Genomic DNA, 16,968 nt, shown 5'->3' on the forward strand with positions numbered 1-16,968 from the left:
CGCGGACGAATGTGGGAGGGGGCTTGCCCCCGATAGCAATCGCACAGTCACCCCCTATCTCAAGCCCGGTGCGTTACCATACCCGGCCGGACGCGGCGACCTGCTGCGCGCAGGAGTTCGTATGGCCCATCCGTTTGAAACACTCACTCCCGACCTGGTTCTCGACGCCGTCGAAAGCATCGGTTTTCTCAGCGACGCTCGCGTATTGGCGCTCAACAGCTACGAAAACCGCGTCTATCAGGTGGGCATCGAAGACTCCGAGCCGCTGATCGCCAAGTTCTATCGTCCGCAGCGCTGGACCAACGAAGCCATCCTCGAAGAACACAGCTTTACCTTCGAGCTCGCCGAGTGCGATGTGCCGGTGGTCGCGCCGATGATCCATAACGGCAAGAGCCTGTTCGAACACGCCGGTTTCCGCTTCACCCTGTTTCCTCGCCGTGGCGGCCGCGCGCCGGAGCCGGGCAACCTCGACCAGTTGTACCGCCTCGGGCAGTTGCTCGGGCGCTTGCACGCCGTCGGCGCCACCCGCCCCTTCGAACACCGCGAAGCCCTCGGGGTGAAGAACTTCGGTCACGACTCCCTCACGACCCTGCTCGAAGGCAATTTCATTCCCAAAAGCCTGCTGCCGGCCTACGAGTCCGTCGCCCGCGACCTGCTCAAGCGTGTGGAAGAGGTGTACAAGGCCACGCCGCACAAGAACATCCGCATGCACGGCGATTGCCACCCCGGCAACATGATGTGTCGCGACGAAATGTTCCACATCGTCGACCTGGATGACTGCCGCATGGGCCCGGCGGTGCAGGACCTTTGGATGATGCTCGCCGGCGACCGCCAGGAATGCCTCGGCCAGTTGTCCGAGTTGATGGACGGCTATCAGGAGTTCCACGACTTCGACCCGCGCGAACTGGCCCTGATCGAACCGTTGCGCGCCTTGCGCCTGATGCACTACAGCGCCTGGCTGGCACGACGCTGGGACGACCCGGCGTTCCCCCACAGCTTCCCGTGGTTTGGCAGCGAGCGGTATTGGGGTGACCAGGTGCTGGCATTGCGTGAGCAGCTCTCAGCCCTCAACGAAGAGCCGCTGAAACTCTTCTGATTGTTTTTAATGTGGCAGGGGGCTTGCCCCCTCCCACACAAAGCAGACCTCATTACCAATCCAGTCCCATTGGTTGACAAATATCCTTACAATCGCGCTTTGTTAGCTGCCTAAGCAAGGATTCTGCAATGCACGCCGCCAACCCCCGCAAGGGGTACATCCTGGGCCTGAGTGCCTACGTCATCTGGGGTCTGTTCCCGCTCTACTTCAAAGCCATCGCCAGTGTTCCCGCCGCCGAAATCATCGTGCACCGCGTGCTGTGGTCGGCGCTGTTTGGCAGCTTGCTGTTGATGGCCTGGAAACATCCCGGCTGGTTCCGCGAACTGCGCGACAACCCCAAGCGCCTGGCGATCCTGGCCCTCAGCGGTTCGTTGATCGCCGGTAACTGGCTGACCTATGTCTGGTCGGTGAACAGCGGGCGCATGCTCGAAGCCAGCCTGGGCTACTACATCAACCCACTGGTGAATGTGTTGCTGGGCATGCTGCTGCTCGGCGAGCGGCTGCGTCGCCTGCAATGGGTGGCCGTGGGGCTGGCCGCGGTGGGTGTGGCGCAACAGGTGTGGCAGGTGGGGAGCTTGCCGTGGGTATCTTTAGTGCTGGCGCTGACCTTTGGTTTCTACGGCCTGATCCGCAAGCAGGCGCCGGTCAAGGCGTTGCCGGGGCTGGTGGTGGAAACCTGGATGCTGGTGCCGATCGCCGTGGCATGGTTGCTGTTCAATCCGTCGGCCCACAGTGCGAAACTGGCATTCTGGAGCACGTCCGAAGCCTGGTGGCTGGTAGCGGCGGGCCCGGTGACGCTGATCCCGCTGGTGTGCTTCAACGCCGCCGCACGGCATTTGCCCTACACCGCCCTGGGCTTTTTGCAGTATGTGGCGCCGACCCTGGTGCTGCTGGAAGCCGTCCTGCTGTTCGGTGAACACCTGGCGCCCAGCACCCTGCTCGCTTTCGCCTTTATCTGGGCCGGCCTGGTGGTCTATAGCGTGGACGCCTGGCTGACCGTGCGCAAACGCTGATCAAATAACGTACAAACCTATGCAAGCCACGGCCCGCGTGGCTTGCAGGCATTCACCCCAAGGTTATCCACAGCCTGGTCCCCGTCATTTGTGCACAAGCCGTTGAAACTGCTCGTTTTTTGCTCAGATAACGAAGACGGCCGGCCGGCGTGGCCTGGGGCCGAGTCTCTACAGGTTATCCACAGGCCCATGCAAGATTTCCATGCATAACCTGGTGGGCAGATTATTCCTCGTTGTGCAGTTCCACCATCAGGTCGTCTGCCAAGGTTTCCAGGGATTGCTGCAAGTCATCCAGGGATAACGTCGCCGGCACCTGCAACAGCGCCTCGGCGGTAAACAGTGGGTCGCCACTCATGGGCGCTGGGCGCACATCGGTGCTCAGGCTCCCCAGGTTCACGCCCTGCTTGCTCAACAGCGCCGTGATCTCGCGCACGATGCCCGAACGGTCATTGCCCACCAGCGTCATCAGAATCGATTTGGACGCCACAGCCTGGCCAGTGCTGCCCTCCCCCACCAGCACGCGAATGCCGTGTGTGGATAAATCCTCCAGCGCATCGACCAACGCCTGACGGTTCTCCGCCGGCACGCTGACTCGCAGAATCCCGGCAAACTGGCCAGCCATGTGAGCCATGCGACTCTCGAGCCAGTTGCCACCGTGGACCGCGATGTTCTGCGCGACGCGTTCGACCAGGCCGGGTTTGTCGGCGGCGATAATAGTGAGTACAAGATGGTCCATGGCAAAGCCCTCTGGTGCTGATACCGGTAGGAGCGAGCTTGCTCGCGAAGGTCGTTAACGATAGCGCGGGAATACTGACACCCAACGGCACCCTCAGGTTGTTCGCGAGCGAGCGCGCTCCTACAAGGTGGACGCCGCAGCCCATGAAAACAAATCGTGTACCATTTTTATATTTATATGGAACAATCTCATGGTTTTTTGAGAACATCCCATACCCCACTGTGACCGTACGACCAAAGTGGGTCGCTAAACGACGTATTTAGTCTAATTTTCACAACCGCAAATCATCATGTAGTATGCCCAGTCGCGCACTACATAACGTTAGGTCGATGTCTGCCAAGGCGCCAACGTATCACGATAACCCGCCAGCCCAGCCGCCTCGACGGCATGTACTGGGGGATCGGGTTCGTGGTTTAAATGGCCAGAGGCTTCATTGGTAAATTGAAAAGCTGAAAAGCGCATAAGCTCCGCAGAGTGAGGCAAGCAATGACTGAACACGTTCAAGTCGGTGGCCTGCAGGTCGCCAAAGTCCTGTTCGACTTCGTGAACAACGAAGCCATTCCCGGTACCGGCATCACTGCCGACCAGTTCTGGGCCGGCGCCGACAAGGTCATCCACGACCTGGCACCGAAGAACAAAGCCCTACTCGCCAAACGCGACGATTTCCAAGCGCGGATCGACACCTGGCACCAGACCCACGCCGGCCAGGCCCATGACCCGGTGGCCTACAAGGCCTTCCTGCAAGATATCGGATACCTGCTGCCAGAAGCCGCAGACTTCCAGGCCTCGACCCAAAACGTCGACGACGAAATCGCCCGCATGGCCGGCCCGCAGCTGGTGGTGCCGGTGATGAACGCCCGTTTCGCCCTCAACGCCTCCAATGCACGCTGGGGCTCGCTGTATGACGCGCTGTATGGCACCGATGCCATCAGCGAAGCCGACGGCGCCGAAAAGGGCAAGGGCTACAACAAGGTGCGCGGCGACAAGGTCATCGCCTTCGCGCGCGCCTTCCTCGACGAGGCTGCGCCGCTCAGCGCCGGCAGCCATGTCGACTCCACCGGCTATAAAATCGCTGATGGCAAGCTGATTGTCAGCCTCAAGGGCGGCAGTAACAGCGGCCTGCGCGACGACGCGCAGTTGATCGGCTTCCAGGGCCCCGCGGCCCAGCCGATTGCGATCCTGCTGAAACACAACGGCCTGCACTTCGAAATCCAGATCGACGCCAGCACCCCAGTCGGCCAGACCGACGCTGCCGGCGTCAAAGACGTCCTGATGGAAGCCGCGCTGACCACCATCATGGACTGCGAAGACTCCGTCGCCGCCGTCGATGCCGACGACAAAGTGGTGATCTACCGCAACTGGCTCGGCCTGATGAAGGGTGACTTGGCCGAGGAAGTGGCCAAGGGTGGCAAGACCTTCACCCGCACCATGAACCCCGACCGCGTCTACACCGGCGTGGATGGCCAGGATGTGACGCTGCACGGCCGTTCGCTGCTGTTCGTGCGCAACGTGGGTCACCTGATGACCATCGACGCGATCCTCGACAAAGCGGGCAACGAAGTACCGGAAGGTATCCTCGACGGCCTGCTGACCAGCCTGGCGGCGATCCATAGCCTCAACGGCAACAGCAGCCGCAAGAACAGCCGTACCGGTTCGGTATACATCGTGAAGCCGAAGATGCACGGCCCGGAAGAAGCCGCGTTCACCAACGAGCTGTTCGGTCGCATCGAAGACGTGCTGAACCTGCCGCGCAATACCCTCAAAGTCGGGATCATGGACGAGGAGCGCCGCACCACGGTCAACCTCAAGGCCTGTATCAAGGCCGCCAGCGAGCGCGTGGTGTTTATCAACACCGGCTTCCTCGACCGTACCGGCGACGAAATCCACACCTCCATGGAGGCCGGTGCGATGGTGCGCAAGGCTGCCATGAAAACCGAAAAGTGGATCGGCGCCTATGAAAACTGGAACGTCGATATCGGCTTGAGCACCGGCCTGCAAGGTCGTGCACAGATCGGTAAAGGCATGTGGGCAATGCCCGACCTGATGGCGGCGATGCTCGAACAGAAAATCGCCCACCCGTTGGCCGGCGCCAACACCGCCTGGGTCCCATCGCCTACCGCTGCGGCGCTGCACGCGCTGCACTACCACAAGGTCGACGTGTTCGCGCGCCAGGCCGAACTGGCCAAGCGCGAACGCGCGTCGGTGGACGATATCCTGACCATTCCCCTGGCCAAGAACACCGATTGGTCCGAGGAAGAGATCCGCAACGAACTGGATAACAACGCCCAGGGCATCCTCGGCTACGTCGTCCGCTGGATCGACCAAGGCGTTGGCTGCTCCAAAGTGCCGGACATCAACGACATCGGCCTGATGGAAGACCGCGCCACCCTGCGCATCTCCAGCCAGCACATCGCCAACTGGCTGCGCCACGGCGTTGTGACTCAGGACCAGGTGATGGAAAGCCTCAAGCGCATGGCGCCGGTGGTGGACCGTCAGAATGCCGGGGATGCGTTGTACCGTCCGCTGGCGCCGGATTTCGATAGCAATATCGCGTTCCAGGCGGCGGTGGAATTGGTGATTGAAGGGACCAAGCAACCGAATGGTTATACCGAGCCGGTATTGCACCGCAAGCGTCGGGAGTTCAAGGCCAAAAACGGCCTGTAACCAACGCGGCCCCTGTAGGAGCGAGCTTGCTCGCGAAGAACCAACAGGCAACGCGGGCTATCTGGTAACACTGCGTTTTCGTTCACGGTTTTCGCGAGCAAGCTCGCTCCTACAGGTAAAAGAAAGCCCTGATCTCGCGATCAGGGCTTTTTTTGTTTCAACGGGCTTTACTGCGTCATCCCCAGCTCACGCTTGACCATCTTCGCCAACTTCACGCTATCGATCGGTTTGAGCAGGAAGTCCAATACACCATCATGCATAGCATCAATCACGTCCTTGGCGTCCGCGTCCCCCGACATGATGATGATCGGCAATGCCGCGCGAGTGGATCCACGTACCTTGCGGATCAGTTCCAAGCCACTGCTGGGCTCCATGCGCAGGTCAGTGATCAACAAGCCGATGGAGCTGCTGGAGCTCAACAAGTCCCACGCCGCCTCACCGCTGTCAGCGGTCATGCAGCCAATATCATCCAGCCTCAGGATCTCCGCCAACAATTCCCGCGCGTCCTTGTCGTCGTCAACAATCAACACGCGTTGTGGCGGTAAATCAGGCTCCAGCATCACGGCGCTCAGCGCCTCGCGCTCGGCATCGCTCAAAATATCGTGGTCGGACATACGTTTCTCAGCAGTTCTATTCAACTCCCAGCACACTCGTCAGACATCTGCGGAAGGGCGATCAATGTGCACTTCGTCGGAAAGTTTGCCTAGTGGGTGTTCTACGGGGTTTGGACGATAGCCATGTAAGGTTTTTCCCTAGATTTACACCTCGTTGGTCGACCTAGACTTACGTCCAATGGGCACCCGCCGCGCAGGAGTCGACCATGCAGGACGATAACGACAAAAAAATTGCGGTCATGGTTATGAGTAAAGCTGATGCTTTCGCCCAGGCAGGAAAAACAGCGGTATTGCAGAATATCCACGGCACCCTGCAGTTCCTGCAACGCTTCCCGCCGTTCAACCAGATGGAAAACGCCCACCTGGCATTTCTGGTGGAACAGTGCCAATTGCGCTTCTACGCCCCCGGCGAGAGCATCCTCAAACCGTCGGGTGGGCCGGTCGAGCACTTCTATATTGTCAAACAGGGCCGGGTGGTCGGCGAAAGGCCCGACTCGGCCGAAACCACCTTCGAAATCACCACTGGCGAGTGCTTCCCCCTCGCCGCACTGCTTGGCGAACGAGCGACCCGCACCGAGCACAAGGCGGCCGAAGACACCTTCTGCCTGCAACTGAACAAACCGGCTTTTATCAAACTGTTCGCGCTGTCCAGCCCGTTTCGCGACTTTGCCCTGCGCGGCGTCAGCAGCCTGCTGGACCAGGTCAACCAGCAAGTGCAGCAAAAAGCCGTGGAAACCCTCGGCACCCAATATTCCCTGAACACCCGCCTGGGCGAATTGGCCATGCGCCATCCGGTCACGTGCAGCCCCGACACACCGCTACGCGAAGCGGTGACGCTGATGCATGAGCAACAGGTCGGCAGCATCGTGATCGTCGACGAGCACAAGGCGCCCTTGGGGATTTTCACCCTGCGTGACCTGCGCCAGGTGGTGGCCGACGGCACCAGCGACTTCACCCAGGGCATCAAAGGGTCTATGACCCAGGCGCCGTTCTTCTTGACCCCGGACCATAGCGCCTTCGACGCCGCCATCGCCATGACCGAGCGGCATATCGCCCATGTGTGCCTGGTGAAAGACCAGCGCCTGTGTGGGGTGGTGTCCGAGCGCGATCTGTTTTCCCTGCAACGTGTCGACCTGGTCCACCTGGCCCGCACCATTCGTAACGCGCCCCGGGTGGAGAACCTGGTGGCGATACGCGGCGAGATCGGCCAGTTGGTGGAACGCATGCTGGCCCATGGGGCATCATCCACCCAGATCACCCACATCATTACCCTGCTTAACGATCACACCGTGTGCCGGGTAATCGAGCTGACCCTCGCCGAAAAAGGCGACCCCGGCGTGCCATTCAGTTGGCTGTGTTTCGGCAGTGAAGGCCGTCGCGAGCAGACGCTGTACACCGACCAGGACAACGGCATTCTGTTCGACGCCAAGGACGCCGCCGAAGCCGCGGAGATTCGTGGCCGCTTGTTGCCGCTGGCGCAGCAGATCAACCAGAGCCTGGCGCTGTGTGGCTTCAGCCTGTGCAAGGGCAATATCATGGCCGGCAACCCGGAGCTGTGCCTATCGCGGGCCGAATGGGCACGCCGGTTTGCCGCGTTTATCCGCGAGGCGACGCCGGAGAACCTGTTGCGCTCGAGCATCTATTTCGACCTGCGGGTGGTGTGGGGCGACGAGCAAGGCTGTGAGCAACTGCGCCAAGGCATTCTCGACCAGGTCGCGGACAACCGGCTGTTCCAGCGCATGCTCGCCGAAAACGCCTTGCGCCAACGCCCGCCGGTGGGACGTTTTCGCGAGTTCGTGCTGACGCGCAAAGGTGGTGAGAAAGCCACGCTGGACCTCAAGGTGCAGGGCCTCACGCCGTTTGTCGACGGTGCGCGCCTACTGGCCCTGGCCAACGATGTCCACGCCATCAACACCCTGGAGCGTCTGCGCCAGCTGGTGGCCAAGGGCGTGATTGAACCACTGGATGGTGCCGCCTATGAAGAGGCATACCACTTTATCCAGCAAACCCGCATGCAGCAGCACCAGTTGCAAACCCGGGAAAACCAGGCGTACTCCAACCGTGTCGACCCCGACAGCCTCAACCATCTGGACCGACGTATCCTGCGCGAATCCCTGCGCCAGGCCCAGCGCCTGCAAAGCAGCCTGACCTTGCGGTATCAACTGTGAGCCTGTTCGGTTGGCTGCGTGCGGCAAAACCCGGACTGGACGCGGCGCAACAGCGGCGCCTGGAACAGTTACCCAAACCGGCGCCGCTGGGCGACGTGTCGCTGCGTCAGCAGCGCTGGGTGGTGGTCGACCTGGAAACCAGCGGCCTGAACCTCAACCGCGACCTGGTGCTGTCGATCGGCGCCGTGGTGATCGAGGACGGCGCGGTGGATTTTTCCCAGCTGTTCGAGCGCACCCTGCAACGCACCGAGACCAAGCTCAGCCCCAGTGTACTGATCCACGGCCTTGGCCCCAGCGCTATCGCCGCCGGTAGCGACCCGGTGGAGGCGCTGCTGGATTTCATGGAGTTCGTCGGTGACAGCCCGCTGCTGGCCTTCCATGCACCGTTCGACCAACACATGCTCGGCCGCGCGCTCAAGGACAGCCTGGGTTACCGCCTGGCCCATCCGTTTCTCGACGTGGCCGACATCGCGCCACTGCTGTGCCCCGAGGCGAACATACGCGAAGCCGGGTTGGACCACTGGCTCGAGTACTTCAACCTGCAAGTCGGTGAACGCCACCACGCCAGTGCCGATGCCCTGGCCACGGCGGAACTGATGCTGATCCTGTTCAGCCGCGCGCGCCAGCAGCAGATCGACACCCCCCAAGCATTGCAAGAGCGTTTGAGCCAATGGAAACGTCGTAAACAAGCGCCATCGTTTTAATAGCAACCGCCCGACAGACACCAATTGCGCCCGCCCCACGCCTCTGACACAATCGCGAATAATTCTCGTTAGTTTAAACTTGTTTATTCGGTGATGCCTTGTCGTCGGTCCAGTCCCCACACAGTGAGCTTGTTGGCGCGTTGTATCGCGACCATCGCAGCTGGCTGCTGGCCTGGCTGCGCCGTAACGTGGCCTGCCCGAGCCGCGCAGAAGACCTGAGCCAGGACACCTTCATGCGCCTGCTGTGCCGTGCCGAGTTGCGTGAACCCCGCGAGCCCCGGGCGTTCCTGGTGGCGATCGCCAAAGGCCTGCTGTTCGACTACTTCCGGCGCGCCGCCCTGGAGCAGGCCTACCTCACCGAACTGATGCTGATCCCGGAAAGCGAACACCCCTCGCCGGAAGCACAGCAGTTGATCCTCGAAGACCTCAAGGCCATCGACCGCCTGCTCGGCAAGCTGTCGAGCAAAGCCCGCGCCGCCTTTCTCTATAACCGCCTCGACGGCCTCGGCCACGCCGAAATCGCCCAGCGCCTTGGTGTGTCGGTACCGCGGGTGCGCCAGTACCTGGCCCAGGGCATTCGCCAGTGTTATATCGCCCTGTATGGCGAGCCGTTGTGAGCGCGATCAGTTCAAAACCGGTTTCGGCCCGTGTGCTGGATGCCGCGATTGCCTGGCAACTGTCCCTCGACTCCGGTGACGGCAGCCCGGTGGAGCAGGAAGAGTTCGCCAAATGGCTGGCCAGTGATGAAGAACATGCGCGCGCCTGGCGCCAACTGGGCATGCTTGACCAGCGTTTCAGCATGGCCTCGGGCCCGGCGCGGGCGGCGTTGCTGCAATCGCGCGAGGGCATTCGCCAGCGCGTCCGCAAGCTTGGCAGCGGCCTGGCGAGTATTGCGCTGGTGTGCGGCCTGGCCTTGTTTGCCGGTGAACGCTACGTGCCGATTCACTATTGGCTGGCCGACCAACGCACCGCCACCGGTGAACAGCGCACGCTGAAACTGGCGGACGGCACGCTGATCAACCTCAATACCCACAGCGCCATTGACGTGCGTTTCGATGAACAGCGCCGGCTGATCGTGCTGCAGGAAGGCGAGATCCTCGTCGAAACCGGCCACCACGATGCGCGTCCGTTTTATGTGCAAACCCGCGACGGCAACCTGCGAGCGCTGGGTACGCGGTTTATCGTCAAGCGCGAAGACCACGCCACACGCCTGAGCGTGCTGCAATCGGCGGTCGCTGCCCAGCCCGAGGCATTGCCTCAGGAACAGATTTTCAAGCAAGGCCAGCAAGTACTGATGCGCAGCGACGGCCTCGGCCCGCTGCTGGCCGTCCCCCCCGCCACCGACGCCTGGACGCGCGGCATGCTGGTGGTCGACAACGCGCGCCTGGAAGATGTGGTGGCGGAACTGAGCCGTTATCGCCGCGGCCACCTGGGTGTGGATAAATCCGTGGCCGACCTGCGCATCACCGGCAGCTTCCCGTTGCATGACACCACCTTGGCGCTCAACGCGTTGTTGCCGACCTTGCCGGTGCAGATCGAGCAACACACGCCGTGGTGGGTGACGGTCACGGGTAAGCCTTAGGTTCTGTGTAGCTGGGCTATCGCTATCGGGGGCAAGCCCCCTCCCACATTTTGATGTGGAAATTGCCTTCAAATGTGGGAGGGAGCTTGCTCCCGATGAGGCCCGCAAGCACGCCGCAAAAAATAGTTTCACCCGGCCCTATCACTTTTCGATTCTCGTTCGGCACCTAGGCAATTGAGAAATATTTCCATTCAGGAGCCGCCGTATGTCCCGCATGCTAGACACTTTGTTGCGCCCCAGCCTGTTAGCCGTGGCCATTGCCCTCAGCACACCGCTGGCCAGCCCTGCGCTGATCGCCGCCGAACAATCCTCCAGCCTGCGTGCCTACAACCTGCCCGCCGCGCCCTTGGCCAGCACCTTGAACCAGATCGCCAGCCAGGCCGGCCTGGCGCTGACCCTCAACCCGACGCTGGCCTCGGGCAAGACCTCGGCGCCGGTTAAAGGCCAGTTCGATGCACAGGGCGCGTTGCGCGAAGCGTTGCGTGGGACCGGGTTGCAGTTGGAGCAGAGCAGTGCCGGCACGTACACCCTGGTGGCGATTCCTGAGGGTGTGGTGGCATTGCCGATGACCAACATCACCGGCCAGGGTGATGCGGAAAGTGCCTGGGGCCCCGTAGACGGCTACGTCGCGACTCGCACCGCCGCCGGGACCAAGACCGACACCGCACTGGTCGAAGCACCGCGCTCGATCTCCATTGCCACCCGCGAGCAAATGCAGGACCGCAACGTCCAGAACCTGGATGACGCGGTCAAGTACATGCCCGGTATTGTGTCCGCCAGCTACGGCAGCGACACCCGCTACGACTGGATGCGCGTACGCGGCTTCGAACCTACGCAATTCCTCGACGGGCTGCCCTTGCCGCGCGGCGTGTACGCCAACCCGAAAGCCGAAACCTGGAACCTCGACCGCCTCGCATTGCTGCGTGGCCCGGCCTCGTCGGTATACGGCCAAACCCCACCGGGCGGCCTGCTGGACATGGTCAGCCGCCGTCCCAGCGCAGAATCAAGCCATGCCATCCAACTGCAATACGGCAGTGACAACTACCGCCAGATCAACTTCGCCAGCACCGGCAAGATCGATGATGAAGGCCAGTTCCTCTATGGCCTCAGCGGCGTGGTGCGCGATGCCGGCACCCAGGTCGATCACATCGACAACAAGCGCTACAACATCGCGCCCAGCCTGACCTGGAACATCGATACCGATACCAAGCTGACCCTGTTGTCGCAGTTCACTCGCGACGATACCGGCACCACCAGCCAGTTCATGCCGATCCAGGGCACCAAGATCAAATCGCCGCTGGGCGAGGTCTCCCACCACAAAAACCTGGGCGACCCGGACTACGAGTTCTACGACCGCACCTACTACGCGCTGGGCTATGCCTTCGAGCATCGTTTCAACGATACCTGGCAGTTCAAGCAGAACCTGCGCTACACCAAGTCGGAGTTGTCGTTCCAGCAACTGACCGTCGGTTCCTACGCGTTCTCCCCGGCTGATGCCGCGGGCAATATCAGCCGCTCGACCACCAACGTTGACGAAAACATTGGCCAGTTCGCTGTGGATAACAATTTCCAGGCCGACTTTGCCACCGGCGACATCACCCATACCCTGCTGCTGGGCCTGGATCACCAGCGCACCGACACCTCCTATCGCGCGATATACGGCACAGCCTCGGGTATCAACATTTTCAACCCGGTCAACACCCAGCCAACCCTGCGCCCGACAGATGTCAGGCCGTTTTACGACTACAACCAGAAAACCGTGCAAACCGGCCTCTACGTGCAAGACCAGATGGCCCTGGATAAGTGGCGCCTGACCTTGGGCGGGCGTGAGGATTGGGTGCATCAGGGCACCACCTACTTCAACGATAGCGATGCGACCAACACCGACCGCATCAAACACTTCAGTGGCAACGCGGCGCTCAGCTATGTGTTCGACTCGGGGTTCGTCCCCTACGTGTCGTACGCCGAGTCATTCCAACCGGCGAGCAACGCAGATACAAACGCGCTCAAGACATTCAAACCAACGGAAGGCAAGCAATGGGAAATGGGGGTCAAGTACCAGCCGCCCGGCTCCAATACGCTGTTGAGTGCGGCGGTCTACGACCTGACCCAAAAGAATGTGCAGGTGACCACCCTCGGTGCGGGGGGCCAGCAAATCAACGACCAGACCGGTGAAGTGAAGGTCAAGGGCCTGGAGCTGGAAGCGGTGTCTGACGTGAGCGAAAACCTCAAGGTCATTGCCGCCTACACCTTGGCAAAGTCGGAGGTGCAAAAAGGTATCTACAAAGGCAACCGCCTGACATTGATGCCTGATCAACAAGCCTCGCTCTGGACTGACTACACCTGGCACAGCGGCGTACTGGACGGTTTCGGCATCGGCTTGGGCGCCCGCTACACCGGCAATACCTATGGCGACCAGGCCAACACCTGGCTGGGCAAGGCTAACGCCTACACCGTGTTCGACGGCGCGGTGCATTACGACCTCGGCCGCCTCGACAACAGCCTGAAGGGTGCGTCAGTGAAGTTGAATGCCACCAACCTGTTCAACAAGGACTACCTGTCGACCTGTGACGGCAACTACTGCTACTTCGGCGACCAACGCAGCGTCGTCGCCAGTGCCACCTACCAGTGGTAATCAGCTGAGTCAGCACCCAGGCCGCCCCTGTGGGCGGCCTGGGTGTGTCTGAAGGCTATACACATGAAAAGCAAAACCATCCGCCGCTGGTCCTTCGTCCACACCTGGAGCAGCCTGATCTGTACGGTGTTCCTGCTGCTGCTCGCCCTCACCGGCCTGCCGCTGATCTTTCACCATGAGATCGATCATCTGCTGGGCAATGAGCCGCAACTGCAAGCGATGCCCGTCGACACCCCGCAGTTGAACCTGGAACAACTGGTGGCCAAGGCCCAGGCCCATCGCCCCGGTGAAGCCCTGCAATACCTGGCCTGGGACGAAGACGACAAGAACGGCGTGATCGCGATCATGGCCGCCACCGCCGGCACCGAGCCCAACTCATCCCACACCTTCATGCTCGACGCGCGCACCGGCGAAGCCGTGGAGATGCCGTCCGCGAACGGCGGGCTGACGCTGTTCCTGCTGCGCTTGCATGTGGATATGTTCGCCGGTCTGCCGGGCAAGTGGCTGCTGGCGTTCATGGGCCTGCTGTTTGTGGTGGCCATCGTCTCGGGTACGGTGCTGTACCTGCCGTTCATGCGCCGCTTGAAGTTCGCCACCGTGCGCCAGGACAAGTCCACGCGCCTGCGTTGGCTTGACCTGCACAACCTGATCGGTGTGGTCACCCTGACCTGGGCGCTGGTGGTCGGCGTGACCGGGGTGATCAGCGCCTGTGCCGATTTGATCATCGCCGCCTGGCGTACCGACAGCCTCAGCGCAATGATCGAACCCTACAAGAACGCCCCGCCGCTGACCCAACGCGCACCGGCCGCCGAGCTGCTGAAGATTGCCGCCGAGGCAGCACCCGGCATGCAGCCGGACTTTATCGCCTTCCCCGGCACGCGCTTTTCCAGCGAGCACCATTACGCGGTGTTCATGAAGGGCAGCACGCACCTGACCTCGCACCTGCTCACACCGGTACTGATCGACGCCAGCACCCTGGCCGTCACCGCCATCGCCGCACGGCCGTGGTACATGGACGCCATGGGCATGTCCCAGCCCCTGCACTTTGGTGACTATGGCGGCATGCCGATGAAGGTCCTGTGGGCGGTGTTGGATGTGCTGACCCTCATCGTGCTGGGCAGTGGCATTTACCTGTGGGTCGTGCGGCGCAAGGCAGGCAAGGCATGAAGCCAAGGCAGTCGAGTTTCTGGAAGGTGTTTGGCATTCCGCTGGGGATCGGCCTGCTCAGCGCCGCCGGGTTATTTGCAGCGTTGCTGGGGGATGGGGGATGGGATTCGTTGAGTTGGGTGGGGTTGGGCATACCGGCTGCCATTGGTAGTTGGGCGTTGTTCAAGGGGCGTGGCTGAGTGCGCTATCGGGGGCAAGTCGAATCGTCACACTCCCCCTCGCCAGCCACCGCGCAACCCTCTAGGCTAGCCACAGCCCATTCAGAGGAATGCCCATGTCCGCTCCCAGCATGACCTTGTTCCATAACCCCGCTTCCCCGTTCGTACGCAAAGTGCGCGTGTTGCTGATCGAGACCGGCCAGCAGGACCGTGTAGCGTTGCAGGCCTGCATGCCGACACCGGTCACCCCTGACGCGCAGGTGGTACAAGGCAACCCCGTGGGCAAGATCCCGGCCCTGCGCCTGGCCGACGGCAGTGTGCTGCACGACAGCCGGGTGATCCTCGATTACCTCGACCACCAGCATGTCGGCAACCCGCTGATCCCCCGTGACGGCTCGGCCCGCTGGCGCCGCCTGACGCTGGCGTCGCTGGCCGACGGGATCATGGATGCCGCCGTGCTGGTGCGTTACGAGACCGCCCTGCGTCCAGTGGAAAAACACTGGGCACCGTGGCTCGACGAGCAGCGCAACAAGATCCGCCGCGCCGTCGCCGAACTGGAGCAGGATGCCATCGCCGAACTGGCCAGCCACTTCGACATTGCGTCCATCAGCGTGGCCTGCGCCCTGGGCTACCTCGACTTCCGCCACCCGGACCTGCAATGGCGCTCGGATAACCCCAAGCTGGCCGCCTGGTACGCCGAAGTCAGCCAACGGCCTTCGATGCTCCAGACTCAGCCACCGGTCTAATCCGCGGTCACAAAGCCCTGCGGTGAGCGGGGCTGTTGTGGCAAGCGGGCTCACTGTGGCAAGCGGGCTTGTTGTGGCGAGCGGGCTTGCCCCGCGTTGGGCTGCGCAGCAGCCCCAGAACCAGCCGCTTAGGAGTGCCTGATACTCCGCATTCCGATTGATTGGGGCTGCTGCGCAGCCCAACGCGGGGCAAGCCCGCTCGCCACAACAGCCCCGTTCACCGCAACCGGAAATAGCTGGTTTATCCTCGCCACCAACTGCACCTTCACTTGCTGGTCCTCACGCAACCCGATCATTGCACCGCCTCCAGGTCGAACGTCAACGGCTCGGCCGGCTTGCGCTTGCCCACGCCATACCAGTCCAGTTTGCGCGTCAGCACCATCACCGTACCCAGCAGCCCGAACAGCAGCAGCGAGCCCATCAGCAGCGCGTAATCCTCGGCACTCAACAACCCGTACAGCAAGCCATACAACGCCGCCAACCCCGCCGAAAACCCCATGCCATGGGCAACGCTGCGCAGCACATGGCACACGTAGAAACCGATCAACAGCACGCAGGCACTTGCCGATATCAGGTACGCCAGGGCAAAGCCCAGGTGCTCGGACAATGACAACAGCAGCAAGTAGAAAAATGCCAAGGCAACACCCACCAATGCATATTGAATCGGGTGCACCGCCAGGCTCTTGAGCACTTCGAAGAGGAAGAAACCGGCAAAGGTCAGGGCGATAAACAGCAGCGCGTATTTGATCGCGCGGTCGCTCTTGAGGTACTGGTCCACCGGGTCGATGAAGTTCACGCCAAAGCTGCGGTTGTTGAAGTCGTTGCAGCCCTGCCCGTCCAGGCAGGTTTGCAGGGCTTGTTCGAGGTTGGTGGAAAAAAAGGAGGTCTGCCAGTTGGCCGTGAAGCCGTTGTCAGTCACTTCGCGCTGGGCCGGCAGGAAGTTGCCGATAAAGCTGGGGTGCGGCCAGTTGGAGGCCAGGGACACCTGGCTGGTCTTGCCCACCGGCACCACTTGTAGTTGCTCGGTGCCTTGCAGGCGCAGGTCGAAAGCAAAGTCGATCACACCTGGCTTTTTACTGTCCTGCTCCGGCAACGTCACATGCACGCCCTCCCCCAGCCAGTCCACTAGGGAGCCCGGTTCGAATTCCAGGCGCTGGCCGCCCAGCTCCAACTTCAGCGCATTTTCGATGCCGCGAATGTCGCTGATGCCCACTGCCAGAAACGCCGCTTCAAAACGGTAATCGGCGAAGTCTTCGGTGATACCCAACTGTGCAGGCAGCTCGAAACGCCCACTGATACGGTTGTCGGCATGGAACAGCCGCGCCTGGTAAATACCCCGTGCGCGCAGTTCGGTCTGCACTTTGCCGTCGAGCTCAAAACGGTCCGGCAGGAAATACAGACGACCCCGCTCTTCACGGGTGACCTCGTAGCGCTTGTTGAGTTTTTCATTGAACTTCCACTCGCGCACGGTCTTGCGATACGGCACCACCATCACCGGGCCGGTGAGGCGCTGGGCATAGCTGGAGCTGCGGGCGATGTCCATCAGGACACCATCGCGCAGTTGCTGGCGGTCGCTGATGATGCCGTTGATCATCAGCAACGGAATCAGCAACAGCAGGATCAGCAGCGCAATCGCGCCAAGTTTGAAAAGCAGGCTGCGGTTCATGGGGTCTCTCCCTGTTTTG

At 61.6% G+C, this 16,968-nt stretch carries 14 protein-coding genes; 11 read left to right on the plus strand and 3 right to left on the minus strand.

Going from position 1 to position 16,968, the window contains the following annotated elements:
* The first annotated feature begins 121 nt into the window (after positions 1 to 121).
* Complete coding sequence (locus tag AB7933_RS30750; protein WP_024077759.1) at positions 122 to 1,096, plus strand: serine/threonine protein kinase; 975 nt, start codon at positions 122 to 124, stop codon at positions 1,094 to 1,096.
* 128 nt (positions 1,097 to 1,224) lie between these two features.
* Positions 1,225 to 2,109, plus strand: coding sequence for an EamA family transporter RarD (rarD, locus tag AB7933_RS30755; protein WP_024077760.1), 885 nt, complete (start codon positions 1,225 to 1,227; stop codon positions 2,107 to 2,109).
* A 223-nt stretch (positions 2,110 to 2,332) separates the two neighbouring features.
* On the opposite strand, the gene AB7933_RS30760 is transcribed toward rarD, so the two are convergent.
* A complete protein-coding gene (locus tag AB7933_RS30760; RefSeq protein WP_024077761.1) occupies positions 2,333 to 2,845 on the minus strand; it encodes a glycine cleavage system protein R in 513 nt (170 codons plus the stop codon).
* Positions 2,846 to 3,331: 486 nt separating this feature from the next.
* On the opposite strand from AB7933_RS30760, the gene AB7933_RS30765 reads away from it, so the two are divergent.
* On the plus strand, positions 3,332 to 5,509 hold the full coding sequence (locus AB7933_RS30765) for a malate synthase G (RefSeq protein ID WP_024077762.1): 2,178 nt from the start codon (positions 3,332 to 3,334) through the stop codon (positions 5,507 to 5,509).
* 167 nt (positions 5,510 to 5,676) lie between these two features.
* Here the strand turns inward: AB7933_RS30765 and AB7933_RS30770 are convergent, their stop codons facing one another.
* Complete coding sequence (locus AB7933_RS30770) at positions 5,677 to 6,123, minus strand: response regulator (RefSeq protein ID WP_024077763.1); 447 nt, start codon at positions 6,121 to 6,123, stop codon at positions 5,677 to 5,679.
* A 245-nt stretch (positions 6,124 to 6,368) separates the two neighbouring features.
* Here AB7933_RS30770 and AB7933_RS30775 point away from each other — a divergent pair, with 245 nt between their 5' ends.
* The 8 genes from AB7933_RS30775 (at position 6,369) to AB7933_RS30810 (ending at position 15,283) form a co-directional block, all read left to right on the plus strand.
* Positions 6,369 to 8,291, plus strand: coding sequence for a putative nucleotidyltransferase substrate binding domain-containing protein (locus tag AB7933_RS30775; RefSeq protein ID WP_041161311.1), 1,923 nt, complete (start codon positions 6,369 to 6,371; stop codon positions 8,289 to 8,291).
* The gene (locus AB7933_RS30780; protein WP_024077765.1) at positions 8,288 to 8,995 is read left to right on the plus strand and encodes a 3'-5' exonuclease; all 708 of its coding nucleotides are present in this window, start codon (positions 8,288 to 8,290) and stop codon (positions 8,993 to 8,995) included. Before AB7933_RS30775 ends, AB7933_RS30780 begins: the two co-directional genes overlap by 4 nt.
* A 98-nt stretch (positions 8,996 to 9,093) precedes the next feature.
* The gene (locus AB7933_RS30785) at positions 9,094 to 9,612 is read left to right on the plus strand and encodes an RNA polymerase sigma factor (protein ID WP_041161036.1); all 519 of its coding nucleotides are present in this window, start codon (positions 9,094 to 9,096) and stop codon (positions 9,610 to 9,612) included.
* Positions 9,609 to 10,577, plus strand: a complete 969-nt coding sequence (locus AB7933_RS30790; protein ID WP_024077767.1) for a FecR domain-containing protein — start codon at positions 9,609 to 9,611, stop codon at positions 10,575 to 10,577. The genes AB7933_RS30785 and AB7933_RS30790 overlap by 4 nt, the downstream gene beginning before the upstream one ends.
* Before the next feature lie 205 nt (positions 10,578 to 10,782).
* Complete coding sequence (locus AB7933_RS30795) at positions 10,783 to 13,212, plus strand: TonB-dependent siderophore receptor (RefSeq protein ID WP_024077768.1); 2,430 nt, start codon at positions 10,783 to 10,785, stop codon at positions 13,210 to 13,212.
* 63 nt (positions 13,213 to 13,275) lie between these two features.
* On the plus strand, positions 13,276 to 14,379 hold the full coding sequence (locus AB7933_RS30800) for a PepSY-associated TM helix domain-containing protein (protein ID WP_024077769.1): 1,104 nt from the start codon (positions 13,276 to 13,278) through the stop codon (positions 14,377 to 14,379).
* The gene (locus tag AB7933_RS30805) at positions 14,376 to 14,558 is read left to right on the plus strand and encodes a hypothetical protein (RefSeq protein ID WP_024077770.1); all 183 of its coding nucleotides are present in this window, start codon (positions 14,376 to 14,378) and stop codon (positions 14,556 to 14,558) included. Before AB7933_RS30800 ends, AB7933_RS30805 begins: the two co-directional genes overlap by 4 nt.
* Positions 14,559 to 14,653: 95 nt before the next feature.
* Positions 14,654 to 15,283, plus strand: coding sequence for a glutathione S-transferase (locus tag AB7933_RS30810; protein ID WP_024077771.1), 630 nt, complete (start codon positions 14,654 to 14,656; stop codon positions 15,281 to 15,283).
* 292 nt (positions 15,284 to 15,575) lie between these two features.
* Here AB7933_RS30810 and creD read toward each other — a convergent pair whose 3' ends face one another.
* Positions 15,576 to 16,949, minus strand: coding sequence for a cell envelope integrity protein CreD (creD, locus tag AB7933_RS30815; RefSeq protein ID WP_024077773.1), 1,374 nt, complete (start codon positions 16,947 to 16,949; stop codon positions 15,576 to 15,578).
* Between the last annotated feature and the right edge of the window lie 19 nt (positions 16,950 to 16,968).

Origin of the sequence: Pseudomonas gorinensis, assembly GCF_042015035.1 — a bacterium.
In the GTDB taxonomy this organism is placed as follows: domain Bacteria; phylum Pseudomonadota; class Gammaproteobacteria; order Pseudomonadales; family Pseudomonadaceae; genus Aquipseudomonas; species Aquipseudomonas gorinensis.

Excerpts from the sequence above, each read along its gene's own strand:
- AB7933_RS30800 (WP_024077769.1), top strand. The coding sequence starts at position 13,276 with ATGAAAAGCAAAACCATCCGCCGCTGGTCCTTCGTCCACACCTGGAGC.
- creD (WP_024077773.1), bottom strand. The coding sequence starts at position 16,949 with ATGAACCGCAGCCTGCTTTTCAAACTTGGCGCGATTGCGCTGCTGATC.
- AB7933_RS30805 (WP_024077770.1), top strand. The coding sequence starts at position 14,376 with ATGAAGCCAAGGCAGTCGAGTTTCTGGAAGGTGTTTGGCATTCCGCTG.
- AB7933_RS30750 (WP_024077759.1), top strand. The coding sequence starts at position 122 with ATGGCCCATCCGTTTGAAACACTCACTCCCGACCTGGTTCTCGACGCC.
- AB7933_RS30775 (WP_041161311.1), top strand. The coding sequence starts at position 6,369 with ATGAGTAAAGCTGATGCTTTCGCCCAGGCAGGAAAAACAGCGGTATTG.
- AB7933_RS30760 (WP_024077761.1), bottom strand. The coding sequence starts at position 2,845 with ATGGACCATCTTGTACTCACTATTATCGCCGCCGACAAACCCGGCCTG.
- AB7933_RS30795 (WP_024077768.1), top strand. The coding sequence starts at position 10,783 with ATGTCCCGCATGCTAGACACTTTGTTGCGCCCCAGCCTGTTAGCCGTG.
- AB7933_RS30770 (WP_024077763.1), bottom strand. The coding sequence starts at position 6,123 with ATGTCCGACCACGATATTTTGAGCGATGCCGAGCGCGAGGCGCTGAGC.
- rarD (WP_024077760.1), top strand. The coding sequence starts at position 1,225 with ATGCACGCCGCCAACCCCCGCAAGGGGTACATCCTGGGCCTGAGTGCC.
- AB7933_RS30810 (WP_024077771.1), top strand. The coding sequence starts at position 14,654 with ATGTCCGCTCCCAGCATGACCTTGTTCCATAACCCCGCTTCCCCGTTC.
- AB7933_RS30765 (WP_024077762.1), top strand. The coding sequence starts at position 3,332 with ATGACTGAACACGTTCAAGTCGGTGGCCTGCAGGTCGCCAAAGTCCTG.